This is a genomic window from Geminicoccus harenae, assembly GCF_019800005.1.
Taxonomy (GTDB): domain Bacteria; phylum Pseudomonadota; class Alphaproteobacteria; order Geminicoccales; family Geminicoccaceae; genus Geminicoccus; species Geminicoccus harenae.
This window is the reverse complement of the sequence record NZ_JABGCL010000024.1, coordinates 1-24,470: the sequence shown is the minus strand read 5'-3', so window position 1 is coordinate 24,470 and position 24,470 is coordinate 1. Positions and strand designations below refer to the sequence as shown.

The 24,470-nt window shown below is 69.7% G+C and carries 14 protein-coding genes; 9 read left to right on the top strand and 5 right to left on the bottom strand.

All coding sequences use genetic code 11. The annotated features are described in order from the left end of the window. Nucleotides 1–63: 63 nt before the first annotated feature. Entirely contained in the window at nt 64–1,368 is a 1,305-nt protein-coding gene (locus tag HLA95_RS19800; RefSeq protein WP_222184274.1) for an outer membrane beta-barrel protein, read from the bottom strand. 241 nt (nt 1,369–1,609) lie between these two features. On the opposite strand from HLA95_RS19800, the gene HLA95_RS19795 reads away from it, so the two are divergent. From HLA95_RS19795 to HLA95_RS19785, 3 genes are all read left to right on the top strand, one after another. After that, nucleotides 1,610–2,419 (top strand): metallophosphoesterase, encoded by an 810-nt coding sequence (locus HLA95_RS19795; RefSeq protein ID WP_223861610.1) that lies wholly within the window; start codon nt 1,610–1,612, stop codon nt 2,417–2,419. Nucleotides 2,420–2,794: 375 nt separating this feature from the next. Continuing rightward, nucleotides 2,795–4,699 carry an autotransporter assembly complex protein TamA gene (locus HLA95_RS19790; RefSeq protein ID WP_191060691.1) on the top strand — a complete coding sequence of 635 codons (1,905 nt, stop codon included), beginning with the start codon at nt 2,795–2,797 and terminating at the stop codon, nt 4,697–4,699. Nucleotides 4,700–4,786: 87 nt separating this feature from the next. After that, nucleotides 4,787–9,808: a translocation/assembly module TamB domain-containing protein gene (locus HLA95_RS19785; protein ID WP_222184272.1), complete on the top strand. Its 5,022-nt coding sequence runs from the start codon at nt 4,787–4,789 to the stop codon at nt 9,806–9,808. A gap of 11 nt (nt 9,809–9,819) precedes the next feature. On the opposite strand, the gene HLA95_RS28425 is transcribed toward HLA95_RS19785, so the two are convergent. Genes HLA95_RS28425 through HLA95_RS19770 form a run of 4 tightly spaced genes read right to left on the bottom strand, consistent with a single transcriptional unit; the run spans nt 9,820 to nt 14,880 of the window. Next, a complete protein-coding gene (locus tag HLA95_RS28425) occupies nt 9,820–10,611 on the bottom strand; it encodes an ATP-binding cassette domain-containing protein (RefSeq protein ID WP_191058909.1) in 792 nt (263 codons plus the stop codon). Then, nucleotides 10,608–12,356, bottom strand: coding sequence for a dipeptide/oligopeptide/nickel ABC transporter permease/ATP-binding protein (locus HLA95_RS28420; protein WP_191058910.1), 1,749 nt, complete (start codon nt 12,354–12,356; stop codon nt 10,608–10,610). The genes HLA95_RS28425 and HLA95_RS28420 overlap by 4 nt, the downstream gene beginning before the upstream one ends. Continuing rightward, the gene (locus HLA95_RS19775) at nt 12,353–13,300 is read right to left on the bottom strand and encodes an ABC transporter permease (RefSeq protein WP_191058911.1); all 948 of its coding nucleotides are present in this window, start codon (nt 13,298–13,300) and stop codon (nt 12,353–12,355) included. The genes HLA95_RS28420 and HLA95_RS19775 overlap by 4 nt, the downstream gene beginning before the upstream one ends. Before the next feature lie 11 nt (nt 13,301–13,311). After that, a complete protein-coding gene (locus tag HLA95_RS19770; protein ID WP_191058912.1) occupies nt 13,312–14,880 on the bottom strand; it encodes an ABC transporter substrate-binding protein in 1,569 nt (522 codons plus the stop codon). 464 nt (nt 14,881–15,344) lie between these two features. Between HLA95_RS19770 and HLA95_RS19765 the strand changes: the two genes are divergently transcribed. From HLA95_RS19765 to HLA95_RS29205, 6 genes are all read left to right on the top strand, one after another. Further along, complete coding sequence (locus HLA95_RS19765) at nt 15,345–17,120, top strand: N-acetylglutaminylglutamine amidotransferase (protein WP_191058913.1); 1,776 nt, start codon at nt 15,345–15,347, stop codon at nt 17,118–17,120. Between the two features lie 17 nt (nt 17,121–17,137). Further along, a complete protein-coding gene (gene ngg, locus HLA95_RS19760; protein ID WP_191058914.1) occupies nt 17,138–18,865 on the top strand; it encodes an N-acetylglutaminylglutamine synthetase in 1,728 nt (575 codons plus the stop codon). Between the two features lie 160 nt (nt 18,866–19,025). Further along, nucleotides 19,026–20,204, top strand: a complete 1,179-nt coding sequence (locus tag HLA95_RS19755) for an osmoprotectant NAGGN system M42 family peptidase (protein ID WP_191062103.1) — start codon at nt 19,026–19,028, stop codon at nt 20,202–20,204. A gap of 108 nt (nt 20,205–20,312) precedes the next feature. Next, nucleotides 20,313–22,946, top strand: a complete 2,634-nt coding sequence (locus HLA95_RS19750) for a bifunctional diguanylate cyclase/phosphodiesterase (RefSeq protein ID WP_222184270.1) — start codon at nt 20,313–20,315, stop codon at nt 22,944–22,946. A 141-nt stretch (nt 22,947–23,087) separates the two neighbouring features. Beyond that, nucleotides 23,088–23,756 (top strand): SET domain-containing protein, encoded by a 669-nt coding sequence (locus HLA95_RS28970; RefSeq protein ID WP_191061542.1) that lies wholly within the window; start codon nt 23,088–23,090, stop codon nt 23,754–23,756. 271 nt (nt 23,757–24,027) lie between these two features. Then, nucleotides 24,028–24,348 carry a transposase gene (locus HLA95_RS29205; protein WP_322100153.1) on the top strand — a complete coding sequence of 107 codons (321 nt, stop codon included), beginning with the start codon at nt 24,028–24,030 and terminating at the stop codon, nt 24,346–24,348. Nucleotides 24,349–24,470: the final 122 nt, after the last annotated feature.

The following is a 24,470-nucleotide window of genomic DNA, read 5'->3' as shown; positions in this document are numbered from 1 at the left end:
GCTGCGAGGTTAGGCAAGGATCCGGTAACGCCTGGGTCATCTTACCCCAGGCACTCCGGTGCATCAGATCTGCGCCCTCAGCCGCAGCAGCACGAGGTGCTTGTCGTAGTCGCCGCCCTGGGCGCTCGAGTCCTGCTGCCGGTAGATATACTCGGCACCGGCGGAGAAGTTGCGGGTGATCAGGTAGTCAGCGCCGACCCCGCCCTCGTAGATGTCCTTCTCCAGGTCGCTGTCCTTGTAGTCCTGGTTGTTGTAGCGCAGGTGCGCGTTCAGGATCAGGTTGCGCAGCAGCTCATGGTAGCCGCTCAGGACCACGTCGGTCGCAAGGCGCGAGGAGCCGCCGGAGCTGGACGGCAGGAAGTCGCGCGACGCCTCGAGCTGCAGGGTCGACAGGGTGGTGACGTTCCAGGTCAGCCCGACATCGGCCGAGACGCCGTCCTGGTCGTCGAACGTGTCGCTCTTGTAGGCCTGCTTGACGTAGCCGATGCTCGCCTCGCCGAACAGCACCGCGGTGAAGTCGACGGTCGTGCCGACGCTCAGGCCATACTTCTCGGAATCCTGGTCGCGGCCGCCCGGGCTCGGATTGTCGTAGTTGTAGAACAGGTAGTCCGCCTGGGTGAACAGGCCGATCCTAGGCGAGATGGCATAGCTCAGGCGCAGGTTGCCGCCATATTCCTGGCGGTTGCGGTAGTCCTGGTTGACCGTCACGCCGCCGGCGTCGAACGAATCCCAGTCATAGAGGCGGTAGATCAGGTTGCCGCCGACCATGATCCGGTTGAAGCGGTGCGAGTAGCCACCGGTCGCCATATAGCGATCATACTCGACCACGTCGCCCTCGCCGACCGAGACCCGGTCGTCGTCGTCCTTGCCTTCATGCAGGTGGTCGTAGGAGACGTTGCCGCGGAACGCCCCAGCGCGCGACACGTCGTAGCGGCCGCCGAGGCGCAGGCCGTAGTCGACGAAGTCGTTCTCGTCCTGGTCGAGATATTTCGCGGCGTTCAGATAGACGTTGCCGGTCAGCTGATGCCGCGACCAGTCGGTCCTCACGCTGAGCTGGGGGGTGAGACCCAGAATGACGTCGCTCTTCTCGTCATCCTCCTCGGCATTGACGTTGCTGTCGAAGGCCACCGACGTGTCGATGCTCGGAAAGAAGAAGAACGAGCCGCGCCGGATACCCAGGGGATCATAGTCCGGGCGCGGCCGGTCCTGCACCGGCACGTTCGGATCAACCTCCTGCCCCTGGACCTGGTAGTCACTGTCCAGCGCCTGCTGCGCCGAACCGAGCGCACCGGTGTCCTGAGCCGACGCCATGCCGGCAAGCACGGTCAGCGCCCCCGCCGCGGTCGTGGTCAGCAAGGTCCAGCGCATCGGGGCCATCCTCTACCCTTCATCATCTCCAGCCGATGCCGGCAGGAGGTGCATTACAGTAAGCGTCCGGGGTACAACCGCCGGTGCATCTCGATCGGAGATTGTTTAGACTTCGGAAGACGGCGCTGACAACCGACCCGGCCGCCGTCTATAGCGGTCGCGGGCCACCGGGTATCCCGGCAGGTGCCATTTGTGCCCGTCGGGCAACAAGCAGTGGTGACGGCGGGGAAGGTAGGCGGCGTTGCTTGGAAGGCTGTTCCGCAAGAGCCGCGAGCGCGAGGAGGTCGGCCCGCCCGTGCCATCGGTGGCCGGGCGGCCGCCACGCTTGCCGCGCGGCATCCGGGTCTATGCGGTGGGCGACGTGCATGGCCGCCTGGGCCTCCTGCGGCAGCTGGAAGCGATCATCGAGGCCGACCACCACGCCCGCGGCGACAGTTGCCGCCCGTGGATCGTGTACTTAGGCGACTATGTCGACCGCGGCACCGACAGCCGCGAGGTCATCGACCACCTGATCGCCGGCCCGCCGGACGGGTTCGAGGGCATCCACCTCCTGGGCAACCACGATCTGTGGCTCCGCGAGTTCCTGGAGGACCCGGCCTACGGGCCGAGCTGGTACAAGCATGGCGGCGACGCGACCCTGCTCAGCTACGGGGTGCGCATGGATCCCGCCAAGGCCGAGCCCGCCCGCTTCCGCGAGGCGCAGGCCGCCATGCGCGCGCGGGTGCCCGAGGCGCATCGCCGCTTTCTCGGCAGCCTGGAGCTGGGCTTCTCCATCGGCGACTATTTCATGGTCCATGCCGGCATCATGCCGACCCGGCCGCTCGACCAGCAGAGCGTCGAGGATCTGCTCTGGGTGCGCGAGCCCTTCCTCAACCATGACGGCGAGCTCGCCAAGGTCGTGGTGCACGGCCACACGGTCGAGCAGCAGCCGGTCGAGCGCCGGCACCGGATCGGCATCGACACCGGCGCGGTATGGACCGGGATGCTGACGGCGGTCGGGCTGGAAGAGGACCGGCGCTGGTACCTGCAGACCAGCACCGGCGAGGCCTGAACGGCACGTTCCCGCTGTCCGGCGAGGCGATGACGTTGCCGTGGCGGCCCCGCGACCCCAGGATCATGGGCAGGCCGGCGGGAAACTGTCCGCGTCGGTACATCCGCCGCTGACGGGTGCGCTGTGACCCTTCGGCCACCCGTTCTCCCCATGCGTGCGACCCTGCCGATGCCGGACCTTGATGCCCCAGGAAAATCGTGCACCCATCGGACTCCGACAGCCCTGCCCATGAGCATTTATGGCAGTAGAATTTATTCTGTCAGCGACTTCACGCCCTGGTCGAAATAGCGATACAAAAGCAAGAAATACTATGATTATCCCTTCGCAGGATCGGCACGTCCTGGACCGGCAGCACCTCCCATCGGCAGGAACGGCGTGAGGGCCTGCCGAGGGATCGGCCGGCGCTTCTGCCGCAGCCTCGTCCTGGCCGGGCTGCTGGTGCTCGCGGCCTGTGCCGGCGAGGACGAGGAAGGCCTGCCGGGCGTCGAGACGGGTCCGGGCATCCCCTACACGGTGACGTTCGAGGGCCCGATCAGCGACGAGCTGGCCCCGCTCCTGGACCAGGCGTCGGTGGCGAAGAACGAGGAGGACCGGCCACCCCCCGACGAGCTGGTGCTCACCCAGCGGGCCCGGCGCGACATCGACAACCTCACCCGCGCGATGCACTCCCTGGGCTATTATGACGGGACCGTGCAGTGGCGCGACGAGCTGGCAGAGCCCGAGGCAGCCGCGGCACCCGCTCCCGCCGCGGGCGCCGCACCGGCAGCCCAGGCCGAAGCCGACGAGGAAACGCCCCCTGCCCGCCGGCTGATCTTCACCCTCGACCCCGGCCGCCGTTACCATCTGGGCCAACTCGGCATCGAGGTCGTCGGTACGGAGCCGGCCGGGGCGGACCTGCCCACGATCCAGGAACTCGGGCTGGAGGCGGGGGAACCGGTGGATGCCCAGCGGATCCTGGATGCCGAGCAGCGTCTGGTCCGCCTTCTGCGCGAGCGCGGCCACCCGTTCGCCACCGCCGAGGAGCGCCGGGCCGAGCTCGACCAGAGCGAAGCGACCCTGAACGTGACCTTCGTGGTCGATGTCGGCCCGGTCGCCCGGTTCGGCGAGATCACGCTCACCGGCATCGAGGGCATCGACGAGCGTTTCCTGCGCGCCCGGCTCACCGTGCACGAGAACGAGCCCTTCACCCCGGCCGTGCTGGAGGAGTCGCGACGCGAGCTGATCGACACCGGACTGTTCGCGACCGTCCAGGTGGTGACCCCGAACCAGCTCGACGCCACCGGGCGGCTGCCGGTCACCTTCGAGGCGACCCAGCGGGCCCAGCGCTCGATCGCCGCGGGTGCCAGATACCGGACCGATGAGGGGCCGGGCGTGTCGCTGTCCTGGGAGCACCGCAACTTTTTCGGTGCCGGCGAACGGCTCAGCCTGAGCGGCCTCGTGTCCGCCGAGCGCTACGTGCTGAGCGGCCAGTTCCGCAAGCCGGACTTCTTTTCCCGCCGGCAGAGCCTGCTGATCGACGGTGCCATCTCGCACGAGGACGTCGAGGCCTATACCAGCGACTCGATCCAGCTCGGTGCCGCGATCGAGCGGCGGCTCACCAACGAGATGACCGGCACGCTGGGCGTGGCCTACCGGCTCTCCAATGTCGAGCAGGCCGGCGAGCGCGAGACCTACGGCCTGGTCTCGATCCCGGCAGGCCTGGACTGGGACACCACCGACAACGTCCTCGATCCGACCCGCGGCGGGCGGATGATCCTCAACGCCAGCCCCTATTTCGACACGCTCGGCTCGGGCGCCGCCTTCGTGAAGGCACGCGGCACCTACAGCCACTATTTCAGCCTCACCCGCAGCCGGCGCGTCGTGCTGGCGCTGCGCGGCTCGATCGGCACGATCACCGCCGACAGCATCGACGACGTCCCGCCGGACGAGCGCTTCTATGCCGGCGGCGGCGGGTCGGTGCGCGGCATCGGCTTCCAGCTGGCCAGCCCGCTCGATGCCGACGACGACCCGATTGGCGGCCTGTCGATCGTCGAGCTCAACACCGAGCTGCGCTGGCGGTTCACCGACACGATCGGCATGGTCGCCTTCCTGGACGCGGGCTCCGCCTTCGCCGACCCGACCCCGCTTTCCGGCGGCGACCTGCGGCTGGGTGCCGGCATCGGTGCCCGCTACTACACGCCGATCGGCCCGGTGCGGCTCGACGTGGCCGTGCCGCTGGATCGCCGCGAGGGCATCGACGATGACTACCAGATCTATGTGAGCATCGGGCAGGCATTCTGAGTGCCGCCGCTTGGCGCGAGGCCAGCGGCATCCCATCGTTTACCCACGGCCGGCCCCGGGCCGGGCCGCTGCGGGAGGAGCGTCTTCTTGATCTGGCTGGGTCGTCTTTTCGCCTTGGTGGTCGCCCTGCTGGCCGTACCGCTCGGCCTCGTGGTGCTGCTGCTGGCGGCGATCCAGTTGCCGCCGGTGCAGGACTATCTGGCGAACACCGTCCAGCGGCTCACGGCCGGCAGCGATTCCGAGATCCGCATTGCCGGGCTGCGCGGCAGCCTGCCGTTCGCCCCGGCAATCGGAGGCCTGAGCATCGCCGACCACAAGGGCGTATGGCTGGAGGCGGAGGACCTGCACCTGGACCTGGCCTGGACCGAGCTGTTCGGTGGCCGGGTCCATGTCCGCGACCTGAGTGCCGGCCGGATCGCCGTGGCCCGGGCACCGGTCTCGACCGCACCGGAGCCGCCGCCCGAACCCTTCTCCCTGCCCGATCCGGCCAGCCTGCCGCGCGTCCTGCCCTCCCTCCGGGTGGACCGGCTGGCCGCCCAGCGCATCGAGCTGGGCCAGCCTTTGCTGGGCGAGCCGATGGTGCTGGCCCTGACCGGCGAGACCGCCACGCGCGACCAGGGCCAGCGGGCGGATGCCCGGTTCGCCTTGCAGCGGGTCGACCAGGCCACGCTCGGCCTGGACCTGGCCGCTTCAATCGATCTGGCGGCACAGCGGCTCGACCTGAACGTCGCCGGCCACGAGACCGGTGGCCTAGTCGGGCGGCTGGCCGGCCTGCCCGAGGCGGGTGACCTCCGGCTCGACCTGAACGGCAACGGCCCACTCGACGACTGGCGGGGCCGGCTCTTCCTGGACCTGGCGCAGGTGGCGGCCATGGATGCCGATCTGCGGCTGGGCCTGACCGACCGGGCGTCGCTCGGCATGGACGCTGCGCTGCGGCCGGCAGCCGGGATCCTGCCGGCGGACCTGGCGCCGCTCGTGGGCGAGCAGCCCGAGCTGTCTCTTGCCGCCACGTTCGAGGGCGACGGCTCGATCGCGGTGGAGCGACTCGATGCGACGCTCGCCGCAGCGACCCTGAACGGCAGCGGCCTGCGCGTGCCGGCGGGCGAGGGAGAGCTGGCCGGTACGCTCACCGCCGACCTTCCGGACCTGACTCCGCTGGCGCCGCTCGCCGGCACCGAGCTGGCCGGCTCCGCCCAGGCAGTGCTGCGCCTGGCCGGCACCCGCGAGCGACCGGCCGCCGATCTGAGCCTGCGCGGCGAGAGGCTGGCACTCGACCGGCTGGGCCTGGCGCAGCTCCAGACCGACCTGTCCCTCCAGGCCGATTCCGCACTGGGCGAGCCCCTGGAGGGCGGCAGCTTCGATCTGCGCCTCGCGGCCGATGCACTGACCCTGGCGGAGGAGCCTCTGGGCGATGGCGGCCCGGTCACGTTGGCCGCCACCGGTGCCGCGGCCCGCGCGGGCCAGGTGCGGATCGACACGCTGGACCTGGCGGGGCTGGGCGCGAAGCTGACCGGCCAGGCCGATCTGGACACGAGCACGCTGGCCGGTACCGCGTCGCTCGATGGCTCGGTACCGTCCCTGGCGAGCTTTGCCGCCTTTCTGCCCGAGGGCTGGAAGTCGCTGGATGGCCAGGCAGCCCTGGACGCGCAGATCGACCTGACCGATGGCGGCAGCGGCGATGGCGCCAGCAGGCTCGACCTCCGCCTGACCGGGCTGGACGGCATGCCGACGGCGTTCGTGCCGATCCTGGGCGACACGGTGACGGTCACGGCCGACGCGGTGATCGACGATTCCCGCGACATCACCCTGAACAGCTTCGCCGCCCGGCTCCGGGCCGCCGAGATCACCGGGACGGGCCGGGTGGCCCTGGCGGACGGGCCGCTCGACCTGCGCCTGAACGGCGCCGTGCCCGATCTCGGCGCGCTGTCGGCCCTGGCGGGGATGGAGCTGGCCGGGCAGGCCGACCTGGACGTCCGGGCGTCCGGCACGCTGGCCGAACCCACGGCCGAGCTGGCGCTCACCACCACCGGTCTCGGCGGCCTGCCGGCCGATCTGGCCGAGCTGGTCGGCGCTTCGCCGGCACTGACGGCAGCCGCCTCCAGGATGGACGACGGCCGGCTGGTCCTGTCCCGGCTGGACCTGACCACCGCGGCCTTGGGGGTCACCGGCGAGGGCAGCTTCCAGCCGGCCGACGGCACACTGGCGGCAAACCTCACCGGCGAGGCTGCGGAACTGGGCTTTCTCGGCCGCTGGCTGGGCGGCGAGCCGACTGGCCGGGCGACGCTGGAGCTCGTGGCGGACGGGACGGTGGAGCAGCCGGCAGCACGGCTGACCCTGCGTGCCGAGCAACTGGCGAACCTGCCCGCCCGGTTCGCCGATCTCCTGGGCAAGGAGCTTACCCTCGAGGCCCATGGCGGCGTCACCACGGCAGAGGACGGCTCCGGAAGGACCGCCCGGCTGGATTCGATCGACCTGCGCACCGCCGCCCTCGGGCTCACCGGCGAAGGCCGGCTGGGCCTGGACGACCGAAGGCTGGCCGGCACGCTGCGGGCAGAGATGCCTGACCTCACCAGGGCGGCCGCCGCCGCCGGCACCGAGCTGGCCGGCAGCCTGACCCTGGATGCCACCGCCAGCGGCGACCTCGACCATCCGGCCGTGCGGGTGCAACTGGCCGGCGAAGAGGTCCAGGCCGCCGGCCGATCGCTGGGCCAGGTCCGGGCCACGCTCGATGCGGCCGACCTGATTCAGGCACCCGAAGGCACGCTCGACCTGGCGGTGCTCGCCGACCGGACGCCGCTGACCCTGAAGACCGGCTTTGCCAAGCAGGGCGACCAGGTCGAACTCCGCCAGGTGCAGTTGCGCGGGCCGGGCCAGGCGCGGCTGGACGGGGACCTTTCGGTCGACCTGACCGGCCCGCTCGCCAGTGGCCGGCTGACCGGCGGGGTCGGCAGCCTGGCCGAACTGGAGCCGCTGGTGGGCCAGCCGCTGTCCGGCACGCTCGAACTGGACCTGCGCGCGGCGCGGGACGAGGGCCAGTCGGCCCAGGCCAGCGTGCGCGGCAGCCTCATCGCCCTGCCGGGTGTGATCGAGCTCGGCAGTCTCGACCTCCAGGCAGGCCTCACCGACCTTCTGGGAACGCCGAAAGTCGACGCCCAGCTGGTGGCGCAGGACCTGGCACGCCCGGATGTGGACCTGGACCGCACCACCGTGCGGGCGGTGGGGCCGCTGGACGCGCTGGCAGTGACGCTCTCGACCGGCGGCCATGCCTTCGTCCCGCTCACCCTGGACGCCGCGACCACGATCCGCCGCAGCGGCGAGGTGATGCGGCTGGACCTGACCCGGCTGGAGGGTCAGCTCGCCGAGCTGCCGCTGCGCCTCCAGCAGCCGGCCAGGGTCGAGCTGGCGCCCGGCCGCACCGAGCTGTCCGACCTCGACCTGCGCCTGGGCCAGGCCCGGCTGTCCGGCGATGCCAGCCTCGCCGGCACGGAGGCGAGCGGCGGGCTGCGGCTGGAGGGGCTGGATCTCGCGACGCTGGCAGAACTCGGTGCGCCGCCGCTGGCCGGTACGGTCGAGGCCGACCTCGCCATCGCGGGCAGCACGACGGCGCCGCGCCTCGACCTGAGCGTGACCGGCCGCGGCCTCAGCGTGCAGGAGGTGGCCGGGGTGCCCCCGGCGCCACTGGATCTGGACCTGTCGGCCCAGACCACCGGCCGCCAGGCGACCGTCACCCTGGACCTCCAGGGCTTCGGCGAGCAGCCGCTGCGCCTGGTGGCCGATCTACCCTTGCGCCTGGCCCTGCAGCCGTTCGAGGTCGACCTGCCGATGGACGGTGCGATCGGCGGCTCGCTCACCGGCACGCTGGATCTCGCCAGGGTCGGTCGGTTCGCCGCACTGGACGGCCAGCAGGTCGCCGGCCGGCTGGTGAGCGACCTGCGCTTCGGCGGTACGATCCTGCAGCCACAGGCCAATGGCAGCATCGACGTTCGCCAGGGCGGGTTCGCCGATGTCACGAGCGGTGCGGGGATCCGCGACCTGAACCTGACGATCCGGGCGAGCGGGCAGCGGATCGAGCTGACCGAGCTGTCGGCGAATGGCAGCCGGTCCGGCCGGATGACCGGCACCGGCCAGGCCAATCTGGGCGACCCGGCGCTGCCGTTCGGCACGCAGCTGCGTTTCGACGAGTTCAGCCCGATCTCCAGCGACCAGATCCAGGCCGAGCTGAGTGGCACCTTCGAGGCCAGGGGCGATCGCAGCGGCGCCGATCTGATCGGCCGGATCCGGGTCAACCGGGCCGACATCTCGATCCAGGACCTGGGCGGCGGCGCCCAGTCGATCCCGGTGATCGAGGTGAGCGACGGCAACGGGCAGGCGAACGGCCGCAACGACCAGGCTGCACCGCCCTATCCGATCAGGCTCGACATCGTGGTGGACATGCCCGAGCGGGTCTTCGTGCGCGGGCGCGGGCTCGATTCGGAGTGGGGCGGCCGAGTGGAGGTCAGCGGGACCGCCGCTGAGCCCGTGGTGACCGGCCAGATCGAGTTCCGGCGCGGCTTCATCGACTTCCTGGACCGCCGCTTCAACCTGACCACCGGCCGGGTGACCCTGGACGGCGGGGTGCCGCCGGACCCGGAGCTCGACATCGCGGCGGAGTTCGAGGCGAACACCCTGACCGGCATCCTGAGGGTCACCGGGCGGGCCAGCGATCCGCAGCTCGAGCTCACCAGCGACCCGGTGCGGCCGCAGGACGAGATCATGGCCGAGATCCTGTTCGGCCGCGACCTGTCGACCATCACCCCGGCCCAGGGCCTGCGCTTGGCCGCGGCGGTGAACACGCTGCGCGGCGGCGGGGGGCCCGGCATCTTCGACCGGCTGCGCCAGGGCCTGGGCGTCGACACGCTGGAGTTCGGCGGGTCCAGCCCGGAGGATGCCTCGGTGAAGGCGGGCCGCTACATCTCGGAGGACGTGTACCTGCAGGTCGAACGCGGCGTGGCACCGGGCTCCGGCCGGGTCGTGGTGGAGGTCGAGGTGGCGCCGAACGTCACCGTCCAGACCGAAACCACCGAGGACGCGGAAAGCGGCTTCGGCGTCCAGTGGCGCTACGACTACTGAGGGCCGCCCAGCTAGAGGCGCGGGACGGAGGCCACCAGGCGGCGGGTGTAGGGATGGCTGGGTGCCGAGAACAGTTCCTCGGGCCTGCCCTCCTCGACCACCGCCCCTGCCGACATCACCACGACCCGGTCGGCCAGCGCCTCGACCACGGCGAGGTCGTGGCTGATGAACACATAGGTCAGGTCGTGGCGGGCCTTCAGCTCCACCAGGAGGCGCAGGACCTGGGCCTGCACCGACACGTCGAGCGCCGACACCGGCTCGTCCAGCACGACCACCCGGGCACCTGCGGCCAATGCGCGGGCGATGGCGATCCGCTGTGCCTGCCCGCCCGAGAACTCGTGCGGGTAGCGGTCGAGCATGGCCGGGTCGAGCCCCACCCCTTCCATCAGCTCCCGCAGCCGGGCCGGGTGATCGCCTGGGGGCAGGCCGGCCAGGAAGCGCAGCGGCACGGCCAGCGTCTGCCGGATCGTCCGGCGCGGGTTCAGGGACGAGATCGGGTCCTGGAACACGTACTGGACTGATCGACCGAGCGCTGCCGGCCCTTCTGCCGCCAGCCGATCGATCGGCTGCCCCGCCACCAGGACCTGGCCACTGCTCGGGCGCAGCAGGCCTACCAGGCAGCGGGCGAGCGTGGTCTTGCCGCAGCCGGATTCGCCGACGATCCCGAGCGTCTCGCCCGGCGCCACCGCCAGGGAAACGCCGCCAAGCGCCGTCACCGGCTTCCGCCTCCGGCCGAACAGGGCAAAGCGCGGGCGATAGGTCTTCACCAGGTCCCGGACCTGGACCGCGGGAGCACCGCTCATGCCGGGGCCTCCAGCGGGTCTGTGCGCAGGATCTCCTTGGCCCGCCCGAGCACCGGCACCGCCGCGATCAGCCGCCTCGTATAGGAATGGCGGGGCCGGTGCAGCACGTCCAACACCGGCCCCGTCTCGACGATCTCGCCGCCATGCATCACCGCCACCCGGTCGCAGATCCGGGCGATCACGCCGAAGTCGTGGCTGATGAAGACCAGCGCCAGCCGGCGCTGCCGCCGCAGCTCGGCCAGGAGGTCGAGGATGCCGGCCTGGACCGTCACATCCAGCGCCGTGGTCGGCTCGTCGGCGATGATCAGGTCCGGGTCGTTGGCCAGGGCCATCGCGATCGAGACCCGCTGGCGCTGGCCGCCCGAGAGCTCGTGCGGATAGGCCTGCATGATCCGGTCCGGCTCGGGCAGGCGGACGGCGGCGAACAGCTCGTGGACCCGTGCCCGGGCCGCACCGGCTGCTTGGCGCTGGTGCGCCTGGATGGCCTCGATCACCTGGTCGCCCACCCGCATCAGCGGGTGCAGCGTGGTGAGCGGGTCCTGAAAGACATAGGCGATCCGGCCACCGCGCAGCCGGCGCAGGAGACCGGGCGGGGCGGCCAGGAGGTCGTCCTTCTCGAAGCGCACGACACCGCCCGTGATCACGCCCGGCGGCGAGGGCACCAGCCGGGCCAGCGCCAGTGCGGTCACCGACTTGCCCGAGCCGGATTCGCCGATGATGCCCAGGCACTCGCCGGGCGCCACGGCGAGGTCGACCCCCTGCACGGCGAGGTTCCGGCCCGACCCGGTGTCGAAGGCTACCTTCAGGTTCCGGACGTCCAGGAGCGCGCCCGCGTCCCCGTCATGCCCGGCCGGCACGTCCGGCCGCTCGACCCTGGTCGCGGTACCCGGCTTGCCGGGCAGGCCGGTGCGCAGCCGGGGGTCGATGGCATCGCGCACGCCGTCGCCGATCAGGTTCATGCTCATCACGATCAGGAACACGAGCAGGCCCGGCACGGCCGCGACGTGCGGCGCGTTGATCAGCACCTTGCGCCCCTCGCCCAGCATGGAACCGAGGTCGGCCTGCGGCGGCTGCGAGCCCAGGCCCAAAAAGGACAGGCCGGCCGTTTCCAGGATCATCCAGCCGATCGTGGTCGACACGGTGATCACGATCACCGGCATGACGTTCGGCAGCACCTCCTGCAGGAGGATGCGCGCACTGCCCATGCCGGAGAGCCGTGCCGCATCCACGAACTCGCGGTGGCGCAGGCCCGCCGCCACGCCACGCACGTTGCGGGCGAAGAACGGGATGTTGACCACCACCACCGCGTAGAGCGCGTTGAGCAGGCCCGGCCCCAGCACCGCCACGATCGCCAACGCCAGCAGGAGGTAGGGAAACGCCATCAGCGTATCGATGCCGCGCATCAGCAGCGTGTCGGTCCAGCCGCCGAGATAGCCAGCCAGCAGCCCCACCGTGGAGCCCAGGACGGCGGCCAGCAGGGACGCGGCCACGCCGACCGCGAGGCTGAGCCGGCTACCCCAGACCAGGCGGGCCAGGAGGTCGCGGCCGAGCGCATCGGTGCCGAGCCAGGCGCCTTCGCTGAACGGCGGCAGGAGGCGCCGTGCCGGATCGGTGGCGTCCGGGTCGGCCAGCGGCAGGATGGGCGCGGCCAGCACGACGGCCAGGATCAGCGCCAGCACGAGGAGGCCGGCTGCCGCCATCCGGTTGCGCAGCAGGCGCGCGAAAAAGCCCCGGGCAGCTTTCATGCGGCGATCCTGGGATCGAGCAGGCGCTGCACCACGTCCGCCAGGAGGTTGAACAGCACATAGCTGGCGGCCACCACCAGCACGCCGCCCTGCACCAGCAGGATGTCGCGGGTGCCGATCGCGTCCACCAGCATCCGGCCGATCCCGGGCCACTGGAACACCGTTTCGATATAGACGGCACCGCCCAGCACGAAGCCGGCCTGGATGCCGATCACCGGGATCACCGTCACCATGGCGGCTTTCAGCGCATGGCGGAACACGACGCCCCGCTCGCTCACCCCCTTGGCGCGCGCGGTGCGCACGAAGTCCTGGCGCAGGACCTCCAGCATCGCCGAGCGGGTGAGCCTGGCGATCACGCCGGCGGCCACCACGGCGAGCGTGGTGGCCGGCAGGATCAGGTGCCAGAGCAGGTCGACGAGGCCGCCGCCGCCATAGATCGCATACATGCCGCTCACCGGCAGGAGCCGCCACCGCACCGCGAACAGGAGGATCAGGAGCAGGCCCAGCCAGAAGCTCGGCAGGGAGATGCCGATCAGCACGGCGAAGGTCACGAGCTTGTCGGCCAGGCCGTACTGGTAGACCGCGGACACGATCCCGGCGAGCAGGCCCAGCACCGAGGCCAGGACCAGCGCCGCCCCCGCCAGGATCAGGGTCGCCGAGAAGCGCTCCAGCACCTCGTCCAGCACCGGGCGGTTCAGGCTGTAGGACCGGCCGAGATCGCCCGTCACCACGTTGCCGAGCCAGGTGAGGTACTGGACGGGCAGGCTCCGATCCAGGCCGAGGTCGCGGTTGATCCGCGCGACGTTCTCCGGGGTCGCATAGGAGCCCAGGATCGCCTGGGCCGGATCGCCCGGGATCAGCGCCATGATCAGGAACACGATCAGGCTGAGCCCGAACAGGACCGGCAGCAGGGCCAGCAGGCGGCCCAGGACATAGGCGGGCAAGGCCGGCTGCCCTACTGCTTGCTGACGTCGTCGAGCAGCAGGAAGAAGGACGGCTGCAAGGCGAAGCCCTGGACCGTTCCGGTGGTCACGGCGTTCTGCTGCCAGTGCGCGATGAACGCCCAGGGCGCGTCCTCGACGATGATCCGCTGCGCCTGCCGGTAGAGCTCGCCACGCTTGTCCTGTTCGCTCTCGCGCCGTGCCTCGTCCAGGATCCGGTCGAGCTCCGGGTTGGAGTAATAGCCCGAGTTGAACCCGCCATTCTCCGGCAGGGCGTCGGTGCGCAGCGTCAGGTAGGGGAGCGTGTCCGGGTCGTTGGTCATCCAGGCCATCTCGGCCATGTCGGCCTTGTCGCCCAGGCCCGCATTCACGTTGGCGAGATAGGTGTTCCACTCATAGGTCTGGATCTCGACCTCCAGCCCGACCTTGGCCAAGTCGGCCTGGATCGCCGTGCCGATCGCGACCGGGTCCAGCATGCCCGAGCCGCTCTCGGCGACATAGAAGGTGAGCCTGGCGCCCTCGGCCCCGGCTTCGGCCAGGAGTGCCTTCGCCTTGTCCGGATCGTGCGGATAGCCCTCGATCGTATCGTCGTAGGCCCACTCGAAGGCGGGTGCGATCGGCCCCTTGGCCGGCACGGCCGTACCCTGGAGGATGTTGTCGGCGATCACCTGCTTGTCGATCGCGTAGTTCACGGCCTGGCGGACCCGCTTGTCCTGGAGCGGCCCCTCGCGCGTGTTCAGGATCAGGAACCACAAATGCGGCCCGGCCTGCTCGTGGACCTGGAAGTCGCCGCCGCTGAACTGGCCGAGCGCGTCCGGCGGCACCTCGACCATCACATCGATCCCGCCGGCCAGCATCTCGGCGGCACGGGTGTTGGCATCCGCGATCGGCCGGAACACCACCGTCTGGAGCTTCGCCGGCTCGCCCCAGTAGTCCGGATTGCGCTCGATGGTCACCTGCTGGCTACCGACCCACTCGACGAAGCGGAACGGCCCCGTGCCGACCGGATTGCGGGCATAGTCCTGGCCCTGCTCGGTGACCGCGCTGGGCGAGACGATCAGCCCGGTGGGATAGGCGAGATTGGACAGGAAGGGCGCGAACGCTTCCGTCAGGGTGAAGCGCACGGTCTGGGGATCCACCACCTCGACCTTCTCGATGGCGGAGAAGAAGAAGGCCAGCGGGAACGGGCCGGTGCCGGCGGCCGGGTGGTTCTCGTCCAGCATCCGCTCGAAGTTGAACTTCACGGCCTCCGCATCAAAGGGGGTGCCGTCGTGGAAGGTCACGGCCTGGCGCAGCTTGAACTCGTAGACTCGCCCGTCCTCGGAGATCGTCCAACTCTCCGCCAGCGCCGGCTCCACCTCGAGCGTGCCCGGCTTGTAGCGCACCAGCCCCTCGTAGAGATTGACCAGGATGCGGAAGTCGTTGGTCGCCGTGCTGACCGCGGGATCCATCGAGGCAGGCTCGGCGATCTGGCCGACCACCAGGACGTCGGCCGGGATTTGCGCGTCGGCCGGGCGCAGGGCCGGCAGGACGAGCAGGCCCGCCAGGAACAGGCTGGCGAGCGCCGAGCGGATCACGGTCATGGTCTGGCGTCCTTCCCCGATATGGCTGAATTCCGGGCAGCCGGCAGGAGCGCGGCCAAGCCCCGAGCACCCCGATCATCAACGGCCGGATGGCCCTGTCGTTGCATCCCATACTACAACCGGAACCGGACAAAGCTCCCGTTACCGGATCGTAACGACACGGAAAATCCAGCTTCGGCGGTTGATGCTCAAGGCCGGTACTCTATGTGGTACCTGACAGGGATGTATTAGCCTACGGGTAGGGGATTGGTCCGACGAAATCATTCTGGCCGGGCGTCGTGATCAGCGCCCACTGTATAGGGTATTATCCTTATGCCCGTCAGGCCGGCGGCAGCTCCGGACATTGCTGCCACCGCCATTGCAGGATCGCGGCCGGCTCGGGGTCCGGCGCAGGGAGCGAACGGCCACGCCAAGCTTTCACGTAGGCATCATCATCATCGGAAGCGGACGAGGAGTATTGCAGCATGTGCGGGTTCTGCGGCGAGGCGCGCTTCGATGGCCGGCCGGCCGGGACGGCTGCCACCGAGGCGATGAACGATGCCCTCGCGGCACGCGGACCGGACGATAGCGGGATCCTGGCGCGCGGCCGGGTGACGCTCGGCCACCGCCGGCTCAGCATCATCGACCTGTCGGCCCGCGGCGAGCAGCCGATGGTCGATCCCGACCTCGGGCTCAGCATCGCCTTCAACGGTTGCGTCTACAATTATCGGGAGTTGCGCGCCGAGCTGGAGGGCCTGGGCTACGGCTTCTTCTCCCATGCCGACACCGAGGTGATCCTCAAGGCCTACCATGCCTGGGGCACGGACTGCGTGCGCCGCTTCAACGGCATGTTCGCGTTCGCGATTCATGAGCGCGAGAGCGGCCGGCTCGTGCTGGCGCGCGACCGGTTCGGGATCAAGCCGCTCTATCTCGCCGAATCCGATGGCGCCCTGCTGTTCGCCTCCTCGCTGCCTGCCCTGGTCAGGAGCGGCCGGGTGGACAAGTCGATCGATCGCGTCGCCCTGCAGTTCTACATGACCTTCCATGCCGTGGTGCCGGCGCCGTGGACCATCCTGAAGGGTGTCCGCAAGCTGCCGCCGGCGACCGTGCGGGTGATCGAGCCGGACGGCACCAGCCGCGACGAGGTCTACTGGCGGATCAGCTACACGCGGAGCGCCGAGGACGAGGCCCGACCGGCCGAGGAATGGCGCGACCTGCTGCTCGAGGAATTCCGCCAGGCAGTGCTGCGCCGGATGGTGGCCGACGTGCCGGTGGGCGTGCTGCTCTCGGGCGGCCTCGACTCCAGCCTGATCGTGGGCCTGCTCGCCGAGTTCGGCCAGTCGGGGCTCGAAACCTTCTCGATCGGCTTCGAGGCAGCCAATGGCGAGAAGGGCGACGAGTTCCGCTATTCCGACCTGATCGCCCAGCATTACGGAACCCGCCACCACAAGATCTTCGTGCCGGAACGGGAGATGCTGGAGGCACTGCCCGGCGCCATCCGCGCCATGTCCGAGCCGATGGTCTCCTACGACAACGTGGCCTTCTACCTCCTCTCCAAGGAAGTGGCGCGCCACGTGAAGGTGGTGCTGTCCGGCCAGGGGGCCGACGAGGTCTTCGGCGGCTATCACTGGTATCCGCCGCTCGCCGGCTCCAACGACCCGGTGGCCGAATATGCTAGGCGCTTCTTCGATCGCGACCACACGCGGCTCGGCCGGGAGCTGACGCCCGAGTGGCAGATCGACAGGGACGAGGCGCGTGCCTTCGTCGCCGAGAGCTTCGGCCAGCCCGGGGCCGACGACCCGGTCGACAAGGCGCTGCGCCTGGACAGCACGGTCATGCTGGTGGACGACCCGGTCAAGCGGGTCGACAACATGACCATGGCCTTCGGCCTGGAAGCGCGCGTGCCCTTCCTCGATTACGAGCTCGCCGAGTTCGCCGCCCGTATCCCATCCCGGCACAAGCTGGCGCAGGGCGGCAAGGGCGTGCTGAAGGAAGCCGCCCGCAAGGTCATCCCGTCCGCGGTGATCGACCGGGAGAAGGGCTATTTCCCGGTGCCGAGCCTGAAATACATCGAGGGCAACCGGCTGGACCTCGTGCGCGATGCCCTGTCCAGCCAGGCTGCCCGGGAACGCGGCCTGTTCCGCCAGGACTATCTGGAGCGGCTCTACGCCAACCCGCGCGATGCCATCACGCCGTTGCGCGGCTCGGAGCTCTGGCAGGTCGGGCTGCTGGAGCTGTGGCTGCAGGAGCAGGGGATCTGAGCGGGGTGACGAGCGAGATGGCGACCGCGAGCGAGATGGCGACCAGGCGCGAGGCCTCGGTCGATTGTGGCTGGGGCTCCCTCCTGTTCGGCCAGACCTTCGACCAGCCGGAACGGCTCGTCGCGGCAATGCGCTCCGAAGGAGCGGAGCGTCGCGACGTGGCGATCTATGTGCAGGATCCGCATGTGATCCTGTCCCTGGCACCGCACGAGATGTTCCTGGACCCGTCGCACACCTACCGCCTGGACCTCGCCGACTACGAGCCGGGCACCCGGCCGATGCTGGGCTTCCGGATCCGCCTCATCCAGGATCCAGCGGACATGGATGCCGTGAACGGGCTCTACGCCACCCGGCACATGGTTTCGATCCGGCCGGACTATTTCGATGGCCTCACCCATTCCGAAGCGATCCGGCTGATGGTCGCCGAGGACGAGGCGAGCGGGCAGATCCTCGGCACGATCATGGCCATCGATCATCAGGCAGCCTTTGGTGACCCTGAGCGCGGCTCCTCCTTCTGGTGCCTGGCGGTGGACCCGCAGGCGGTCCAGCCCGGCATCGGTGAGGCGCTGGTACGTGCTGCGATAGAGTTCCTTTCCGGCCGCGGCGCCGCCTATGTCGATCTCACCGTCATGCACGACAACGAGCAGGCGATCGCGCTCTATGAGAAGCTGGGCTTCAAGCGGGTGCCGTTCTTCACCATGAAGCGCAAGAACCCGATCAACGAACGGCTGTTCACCGGCCCGACCCCCGATGCCGCACTCAATCCCTATGCGCGGATCATCGTGGACGAGGCGCGCCGGCGCGGCATCGACGTCAACGTCACCGATGCCGAAGGCGGCTTCTTCCGCTTGTCGCTGGGCGGGCGCTCGATCCATTGCCGGGAGAGCCTGAGCGAGCTCACCAGCGGGGTCGCGGTCAGCATCTGCGACGACAAGGCCGTCACGCGCCGGATCGTCGAGGCGGCGGGCGTGGTGGTGCCGGAGCAGGTCGAGGCGCGCGATCGGGCGACGCTGGAGGCGTTCCTGAAGAGCCACGGCAGCGTGGTCGTGAAGCCTGCACGTGGCGAGCAGGGCCGCGGCGTCGCCGTGGGGCTGGACACGATCGAGGCCGTGGAAGCCGCGGTCGAGACAGCGCGCCACCACTGCGACCGGGTGCTGGTCGAGCGGCGAGCCGAGGGCGAGGATCTGCGGCTCGTGATCATCGGCTTCCGCCTGGTCGCGGCAGCGATACGCCGGCCGCCCCGGGTCACCGGGGACGGCAAGAGCTCGCTCAAGGAGCTGATCCAGGTCCAGTGCCGGCGCCGTGCCGCCGCAACCGGGGGCGAATCCACGATCCCGCTCGATGCGGAAACCCTGCGCTGCGTGGCGGCCGAAGGCTACCGTCTGGAGGACGTGCCGCCGGCCGGCATCGAGATCCAGGTGCGGCGCACCGCCAACCTCCATACGGGCGGCACGATCCACGACGTGACCGACGAGGTCCACCCGCGCCTGATCGAGGCAGGCATCCGCGCGGCGCGCGCAATCGACATTCCGGTCGTGGGCATCGACTTCATGATCCGCTCGCCGCGCGAGCCGGACTATGTGTTCATCGAGGCCAACGAGCGGCCGGGCCTCGCCAACCATCAGCCCCAGCCCACTGCGGAGCGGTTCATCGACCTCCTGTTCCCCAACTCGGTGCCGGCGGCGGTCCGGCAGGCGGTGCTGGCCGAGCGGGTCGCCGAGATCGCGGCAACCAGCCGCGCGTAAGGTCGGCGACCGCGCTTCCGAAGTGACGGGTGCCGGCGGAACCACCGCCGGCACCCGGCCCGGCCGAATTGCGCCCTTCCGTGGCGTCCGGCTTTTGCCTAACCCATGGTCCGTGCGGCGGTCCTGGCGGACCGACGCCGGCAGCTTTGGGCGGAGCGACATGGCGCGACTGGCGATCGACACGGAATATCTCGCAGCGCAGCTCGCCCGCCTGCTCGAGGTGCCGAGCCCGACCGGGTTCACCGACACGATCGTGCGCGAGGTCTGCATGGAGCTGGAGCGGCTGGGCTTGGTGCCGACGCTCACCAGACGCGGCGCGGTGCGGGCGGTGGTGGCCGGCAAGGAGAGCCGGCCCGCGCGCGCGATCGTGTCCCACCTGGACACGCTGGGCGCGCAGGTGAAGCAGCTCAAGGACAATGGCCGGCTGGAGCTCGTCCCGATCGGCACCTGGTCAGCGCGCTTCGCCGAGGGCGCCAGGGTCACCGTGTTCACCGAGCAGGGCTATGTCCGCGGCACGATCCTGCCGCTCAAGGCCTCGGGCCACATCTTCAACGAGGAGGTCGACACGCTGCCGGTGGGCTGGCGCCATGTCGAGCTGCGCCTGGATGCGGGCGTTGCCAGCCGGCGCGATCTGACCCGCCTGGGTGTGGAAATCGGCGACATCGTCGCGATCGACCCGCAGCCGGAGTTCGTGGCGAACGGCTATGTCGTTTCCCGCCATCTCGACGACAAGGCCGGCGTGGCGCTGATGCTGGCGGCACTCAAGGCGCTGGCGGCGTATGGCGAGCAGCCGGCGGTCGACACGCATTTCGTGTTCACCATCGCTGAGGAAGTCGGGGTGGGCGCGTCCTCGGCACTCACCGACGACGTGGCCGCGGTGGTCGCGGTGGACAACGGCACGACCGGCCCCGGGCAGGACTCGGCCGAGTTCGGGGTGACGGTGGCGATGGCCGACCAGACCGGCCCGTTCGACTATCACCTGACCCGCTCGCTGGTGCGGCTGTGCCGCGAGCATGACATCCGCTACCAGAAGGACGTGTTCCGCTACTATCGTTCCGATGCCGCCGCGGCGCTGGTGGCGGGCCACGACATCCGCAACGCGCTCGTCACCTTCGGAGTCGATGCGTCGCACGGCTATGAGCGGGTGCACATGCACGCGCTGCGCTCGGTGGCGGAACTGCTCACCGCCTACGTGCTGAGCCCGGTCGAGATTCCGCGTGACGAGACGGAGGAAGCCCACGGCATGAAAGGCTTCCCGCGCCAGCCGATCCCGCACCGCATGGCCCATGACCCGCGCAATACCGACGCACAGGATCGGCCGGAGCGGGTGCCCGTCTGACCTGCGGGCAGGCCGGAGCGGCTGCCGGTTCGTGTCGGGCGGGTTCATCCTTTCTTAGGATTACCATGGCAAGGTCGCGACGACGGGCAGCCAGCAGGTGTGCAGATCATGTCGATCGCGTTGTTCCGGCGTATCTGCGGGGCGGAATCGGTCCGGGGCTGCGGCATGCGGTTCGGCCTGCGCCTGGTCACGAGCTTCGCCGCTCTGGTGATCGCCGGTGCCGTGGGGCTTGCCGCCGTAGTCGGCCTCGGGACCCGTGAGCAGGATCTGGCCGCGTCGGCCGCCTCCGCACGGCTGGCCGCGACCGCGATCCAGGCCCGCAACGCGGAGATCGGCCGCGTCGTCCGCGATTATGCGCTCTGGTCGGAAGCCTATCGCAACATCCATCCGACGGTGAATGTCGAATGGGTGTATGATGGCGCCAATTACGGCAGCAACATCTACGATTCGCTCGGCTACGAATATGTCTTCATCATCGATGCGGCGGGCGATACCCCCTATGCCGTCGATCGCGGCGAGATCGTGCCGGTCGATGCGGCCGAGGTGATCGGCCATGGCCTCGAGCGGCTCCTGCGGCAGGCGCGCAGCCGCGGCGGGCGTGACGGCCAGGCGGCAGTGGGTGCGGTGACCGTCGCGGGCAGGCCGGCACTCGCCGCTGCGGTCATGATCTTCCCGCATGACGACACGGTGGCGGGTGCCACCACCGAGACCGCGCCGTTGCTGGTGTTCGTCGATGTCCTGGATGAGGAGGTGGTCCGCAAGATCGCCGCCGACTATCTCCTGAACGACCTGGAATTCGAACTGGTCCTGAGCGAGCGCCCGGGCCATTGGGCAGCCCTGCCGCTGGTGGCTGCCGATGACGCCCAGCTCGGCTGGCTGCGCTGGCGACCGGACCGGCCGGGCACGATGCTGCTGCATGCCGCCCTGCCCTGGCTCGCCGCGGCGGCGGCCGGCCTGCTCTTGCTGATCATCCTGACCGGCCGCTCCCTGCGCCGCGCCGCCGTGACGGTGGCGGCCAGCGAGGGGCGCTTTCGCGACGTTGCCACCTCGTCCTCGGACTGGATCTTCGAGACCGACCATGAGCTGCGCCTGACCTACGTGTCGGGGCGCTTCGAGGAGGTGACCGGCATCCCGGTCCACGCGGTGCTGGGCCGCTCCCTGGTCGCGGTAGTGCGCCCGATCGACAGCGCCAGCGGCGGGTGGGCCAGCGTGACCGGCGGCACGGCCCGCACGCCGCTGCGTGATCTGCGGGCGACGGTCCGCGACGCGGGCGGCCGCCAGCGGACGCTCCGGCTGGCCTGCCTGCCGATCCTGACCCCGGAAGGCGGGATCGACCGCTTCCGCGGTGCCGTCACCGACATCACCGACGAGGTGGAGGCCAAGGCCCGCGCCGAGTTCCTGTCGCTGCACGATCCGCTGACCGGGCTGCCCAACCGCCTGATGTTCGCCGAGCGGCTGGCCGAGGTGGTGGCCGTGGCGCGCGTGGAGGCCAGATCCAGCGCCGCCCTTTATCTCGACCTCGACAAGTTCAAGGAGGTCAACGACACGCTGGGCCACCCGATCGGCGACCGGCTCCTGTGCGACGTCACCGCGCGGCTGCGCGCCCTGGTGCGCAGCACCGACATGGCCGCCCGGCTGGGCGGCGACGAGTTCGCCATCCTCCTGTCCGGCTGCGGCGGGGTGGACGAGGCCGAGGCCTTCTGCCGCCGGGCGCTCGCGGCTATCGCCGAGCCGTTCGACCTGGAAGGGCAGGCCGTCCACGTGAACGCCAGCATCGGCGTGGCGGTGCTGCCGGCCGACGCGGACGAGGCGGACCTGGCGATGCGCTGCGCGGATCTGGCGCTCTACCAGGCGAAGAGCGAGGGACGGGGCACGTTCCGCTTCTATGCGCCGGCGATGAACTCGGAGCTGCAGCGGCGGCGCGACACCGAGCGGGAGCTGCGCCGTGCCCTGGAGGCACAGGAACTGGAGCTGCATTTCCAGCCGAAATGCCGGGCCGACACGGCCGAGCTCGCCGGCTTCGAGGCCCTGGTCCGCTGGCGCCATCCCGAGCGCGGGCTGGTGATGCCGGGCGGCTTCATCGATGTGGCCGAGCGGACCGGCTTGATCCTGCCGATCGGCGAGTGGGTGCTGGAAGAGGCCTGCATGGCGGCGGCCCGCTGGCCGGGCTATCCGGTCTCGGTCAACCTGTCGCCCGTGCAGCTGCGCAGCCCGCGCCTGATCACTACGGTGCGGCGTGCGCTCGACCGCTCAGGCCTGGAGCCATCCCGCCTGGAGCTGGAGATCACCGAGAGTTTCCTGGTGCACGACCTGGAGGGCGCGCGCGGCGTCCTGCTGGAGATGAAGGCACTCGGCATCCGCTTGGCCATGGATGATTTCGGCACCGGCTACTCTTCCCTGTCCTATCTGCAGAGCCTGCCGTTCGACCGGATCAAGATCGACCGCTCCTTCGTGGCGCGCCTGGGCGGCGCGACCAAGGCGGAGGCGATCGTGCGCGCGATCGTCACGCTGGCCCACGGGCTCGGCATCGCAACCACCGCCGAAGGCGTAGAGGACGCCGACCAGCTTCGCTTCCTGCGCGAGATCGGCTGTGACGAGCTGCAGGGCTACCTGTTCGGGCGTGCCGTGGAAGCCGACGCCATCGACGCCACGATCAGCACCGCCCAGGAGCGTGTTTCCGCTGGCTCGTCGCGGCCCGTACCTTTCGCGATGCCAGCCGATCCGGCGCTGGCTGCCGGCTGAGCGGCATCTGGTGCCTCTCGCAGGCAGGCACGATCTATGCAACCAGAAGACATAAAGATTGAACATCAAACAACCAATAGTTTAGATATCCCTCAGCCGATGGCGTCGGCTTGCAGGGGGTTTCTGGATATGGGCGAAGCGGTGACCGATCCGACCGTGCCGGCTGCCATGCCGGCCGCCGGGATGATGCCCGAGGCGAAGGCAGTCCCGCGCCCGAGGCCGGCCCTGCTTGCCGGCACTCCGTCGGCACCCGGGCCGGCCGAGCTCGCCGCCATGCGCCGCAACCTCGGCCGGTGCCGGAACATCTACATCGCCGATGTACGCGGTTGCGGCCTCGGCATCTTCTCCGCCGTCCCGGTTCGGGCGGGGCGAGCAATCGTGGTCGAGGAGGATGCCGGCTATTTCGATGGGATGATCGACGAAGCCCAGGTGCGGCGGCTGGGTCTCGACCTCAGCATCCACTGCTTCCAGGTCGGCCACGACCGCTACCTGTTGCCCCGGGGCAGCATCGACGACCTGATCAACCATTCCTGCGAGCCGAACTGCGGGATCCGCCTGAGCCCGCTCGGCTACCGCCTGATCGCGCTCCGCGACATCGCCACGGGCGACCAGCTCACCTATGACTACTCCACCTATATCGGCAACCCACGGGAACGGATGGCCTGCGCGTGCGCCTCGCCCTGCTGCCGCCGCGAGGTCGGCCCGTTCCGCGAGCTGCCGCCCGAGCGGCGTGCCTTCTATCTGGCGCATGACGTCGTGGGGCCGTTTCTCCTGGACAAGGCACGCCCTGCGGCGCGCTTAGCAGGCTAGTTGACTGTCGGTAACGTCGCTCGTTGGCCATCTCGTGCGTTGGATCGGCATGTCCTGGCTGGAGCGCCATGCCTGATCGACCTGATCCTTCCGACCTGAGTGACGTAGAATAGAGGGCTAAAGTCGCTTCTCCCTTCGTCATGCCGCCTCGGGCGTCCATCGAAGTGGCCGTGACAGGTCATAGCCCAGACAATCTTCTATCTGGTCCGCTCCGGCTGTACCTGGTGCATGCTATCACGCCACTATCGATGCAAAGCATCGATCGCATAGAATGATGTCCGCACAGCGCACAGGGCCGGCCGTACACTCGCAACTGCCCCCCTGCGTGATCAATTCACAGACAGCACCGACAACTGGCGCGGGCGCAGCCAGGAAGACGTTCGGGCGCAAGCGGCACATTCTGGTGGATACGTCGGGCCTGATCCTCCTGGCATACATCCACGCTGCGAACCTGCACGACACGGTCGGGGCACGGGATATGATCGAGGCAGCACCCATGGCTGTCTTGCCGCAGTTAGAGCTGGTGTGGGCGGATGGCGCGTGTAACGGACCGTTCGCAAAGCCGCCGGATAATGAATGTATTGGTGCATGAAGGTCGCGTTCCACCGCCAGCGTCAGGCATAACATCAGGCATAGCGTTACGTGTAGGGTCCGTGATCATCGTTGCATGCGCGCGAAGGTGGTGTCCCAGCGGTAGTCCTGGGTGCGGATGCG

Excerpts from the sequence above, each read along its gene's own strand:
- HLA95_RS29205 (WP_322100153.1), top strand. The coding sequence starts at position 24,028 with ATGATGTCCGCACAGCGCACAGGGCCGGCCGTACACTCGCAACTGCCC.
- HLA95_RS28420 (WP_191058910.1), bottom strand. The coding sequence starts at position 12,356 with ATGAAAGCTGCCCGGGGCTTTTTCGCGCGCCTGCTGCGCAACCGGATG.
- HLA95_RS19755 (WP_191062103.1), top strand. The coding sequence starts at position 19,026 with ATGGCGCGACTGGCGATCGACACGGAATATCTCGCAGCGCAGCTCGCC.
- ngg (WP_191058914.1), top strand. The coding sequence starts at position 17,138 with ATGGCGACCGCGAGCGAGATGGCGACCAGGCGCGAGGCCTCGGTCGAT.
- HLA95_RS19800 (WP_222184274.1), bottom strand. The coding sequence starts at position 1,368 with ATGCGCTGGACCTTGCTGACCACGACCGCGGCGGGGGCGCTGACCGTG.
- HLA95_RS28425 (WP_191058909.1), bottom strand. The coding sequence starts at position 10,611 with ATGAGCGGTGCTCCCGCGGTCCAGGTCCGGGACCTGGTGAAGACCTAT.
- HLA95_RS19770 (WP_191058912.1), bottom strand. The coding sequence starts at position 14,880 with ATGACCGTGATCCGCTCGGCGCTCGCCAGCCTGTTCCTGGCGGGCCTG.
- HLA95_RS19765 (WP_191058913.1), top strand. The coding sequence starts at position 15,345 with ATGTGCGGGTTCTGCGGCGAGGCGCGCTTCGATGGCCGGCCGGCCGGG.
- HLA95_RS19750 (WP_222184270.1), top strand. The coding sequence starts at position 20,313 with ATGTCGATCGCGTTGTTCCGGCGTATCTGCGGGGCGGAATCGGTCCGG.